At 52.8% G+C, this 2,758-nt stretch carries 2 protein-coding genes; one reads left to right on the top strand and one right to left on the bottom strand.

The genetic code is table 11. The features are described from left to right. Positions 1-275: IS6 family transposase (locus BBW68_RS13050; RefSeq protein ID WP_148127483.1), on the bottom strand; the 275-nt coding region annotated here is incomplete at its 3' end. Between the two features lie 688 nt (positions 276-963). Here BBW68_RS13050 and BBW68_RS13055 point away from each other — a divergent pair. Further along, on the top strand, positions 964-2,631 hold the full coding sequence (locus BBW68_RS13055) for an alpha,alpha-trehalase (RefSeq protein WP_209280605.1): 1,668 nt from the start codon (positions 964-966) through the stop codon (positions 2,629-2,631). Positions 2,632-2,758: the final 127 nt, after the last annotated feature.

Consider the following 2,758-nt stretch of genomic DNA (forward strand, 5'->3'; position numbering starts at 1 on the left):
TACAGATAAGCCCAGCGTCCGTTGACCTTCACGTAGGTTTCATCGAGATGCCATGAGCCAAAACCGGAAGGTTGACGCCAGTACCAGCGCCGCCGCTTTTCCATTTCAGGTGCAGAACGCTGAACCCATCGATAAATCGTGGTGTGATCGACATTTACCCCTCGCTCAGCCAGCATCTCCTGCAGCTCACGATAACTGATGCCATATTTGCAGTACCAGCGGACGGCCCACAGGATAATATGACGCTCAAAATGTCGACCTTTAAATGGGTTCATGTGCTGCTCCCTCAACTAAACAGTGGCATCAGTTTACCATCGCCAGATCTTTGCAACAGTGCCCAGTGCGGCAATCACACCGGTGTACGCCAGCTAGAGTTGAATCGTCATGAAAATTCTTTAATTTACAATACTCTGCCTGAGAGGCTCAGCGTCCGGGGAATGGGATTCGGCGTAAAGCCTTTCGAAGGCGCAATGGTTTATTTTCCCGGCAATAAGAAGTAAATCTCCGTGGTAAGAAATATCCCGCTTCAGGTGTAGGATTTGGCTGAGTATTGTCTGAGACCTCAGCTTAGCGCCCGATTTACAATTTTTACATTGGTTTAACACGCGGGCGGGTAACGGCTCGCCAGCAGTGCTGCGGGCGTGTTTAGCGGATTGTGGCCTAATTATCTGTTAATGTTGAAGATTATGGCTGGGAATGCGAATTCACGCTATTTTATTAGTTTGGCTTAGCAGATGGGATAACTCGCTGTAATAATTCAATTAATTCATTGAAATTAACACCATTAATAACATTGTTAGTTTGTATTCATTTTCTGCAATATTTTCGCTGGCTGTCAATAAATTCTGGTAAATTCGCCATCTGTTTATTTTTTGAAATATCTCTTCATTAAGAGTAATAGAAACATCGGGTTGCGCCGAGAGACTGCGGCACTATAATAGGTTGCTTATTCACCAAGCGACTTTGTCGGATTTTTTTCGACATCAGGAGGTTCTTATCACTTTCAACCAAAACGAAACGCTGATTGACAATAACCATACTGAATATGAAGCTTGGTATGATGATTATGAGTCGGGTCCTGAAACGGGGGTTGAACCGCAGCCAGAGCCGATTCGTGGGCTGCCAGCCCCGGACATCCTCACGCCGTCAGACCGATATCAGGATCTGTTTGAGGCGGTGCAGATGTCGCGTATTTTTCCCGACAGCAAAACTTTTGCCGACTGTGCGCCTAAGATTGAACCGGAGCGCATTCTATATCGCTACTATCTGGAACACGAGCAGCAGGAGTTCGACCTGCTGAAGTTTGTGCTGGAGAATTTCGATCTGCCGGGCACTTATGACAGCCGCTATGTGTCTAACCCCACGAACACCATGGCGCAGCATATTGATTCGCTGTGGCCGGTACTCACCCGTCAGCCGCAGAAGCACAGTGAGTTCTCCTCCCTGCTGCCGCTGCCAAAACCCTATGTGGTGCCGGGTGGTCGCTTTAGCGAGACCTATTACTGGGACTCATACTTCAGCATGCTGGGTTTTGCGGCGGCGGGGCGCTGCGATCTGATGCGCAATATGGCCGATAACTTTGCGTGGATGATCGACAAGTACGGACATATTCCTAACGGCAACCGGACTTATTATCTCAGCCGCTCGCAGCCGCCGGTGTTCGCCATGATGGTCGAGCTGTTTGAGAAGAACGACGTGCATGAAGCAGCGCACTATCTGCCGCAGCTGAAAAGCGAATATGCGTTTTGGATGGACGGGCAGGACAATCTGCAGCCGAATCAAGCCTATCGCCACGTGGTGATGCTGCCGGACGGTTCGGTGCTGAACCGCTACTGGGATGACCGCGACACGCCGCGCGACGAATCTTGGTATGAGGATGTGGAAACGGCCCGGCAGTCGTCACGCCCGGCGAGTGAAGTTTACCGCGACCTGCGTGCCGGGGCGGCTTCCGGCTGGGACTATACGTCGCGCTGGCTGAGCGAGCCTGGCTGTCTGGAGAGTATCCAGACCACCAGCATTGTGCCGATCGACCTGAATGCGTTCCTTTATAAGCTGGAAACCACTATTGCGCGCCTGTCGGCCAGTAAAGGCGATCGGGCCACCGCGGATCGCTATCAGCAGCTGGCGCTGACGCGCCGTGAAATTGTTGATAAGTATCTGAGGGAAGAGGAAACCGGCCTGTATCGCGACTATAACTGGCGCCATGGCGAACAGGCGTCGTTCTCGGCGGCGGCAGTCACGCCGGTGTATGTCGGCATGTCGAACCTAGATCAGGCGACGCGCACGGCGAAAGCGGTGCGGGATTATCTGCTGGCCCCAGGCGGCATGCTGTGCAGCATGGAAGTGACCGGCGAGCAGTGGGACAGCCCGAACGGCTGGGCGCCGCTGCAGTGGCTGGCGGTGAAAGGCTTTAATAGCTACGGCGAAGAGCTGCTGGCGCAGGAGATTGCCAGCCGCTGGCTGAAAACCGTCGGCGCGACCTATGACCAGCACCATAAGATGGTGGAGAAGTATAACATTAGCGGTGATGCCGTGCTGCTGGGCGGCGGCGGTGAGTATCCGCTGCAGGATGGCTTCGGCTGGACCAATGGCGTGACGCGCCGCCTGCTGGAGATGTATCCACAGCTGTAAATACGGCACTGTTGCAAAGATCTGGCGATGGTAAACTGATGCCACTGTTTAGTTGAAGGAGCAGCACATGAACTCATTTAAAGGTCGACATTTTGGGCGTCATATTATCCTGTGGGCCGTCCGCTGG

Origin of the sequence: Candidatus Erwinia dacicola (genome assembly GCF_001756855.1) — a bacterium.
GTDB lineage: Bacteria > Pseudomonadota > Gammaproteobacteria > Enterobacterales > Enterobacteriaceae > Erwinia > Erwinia dacicola.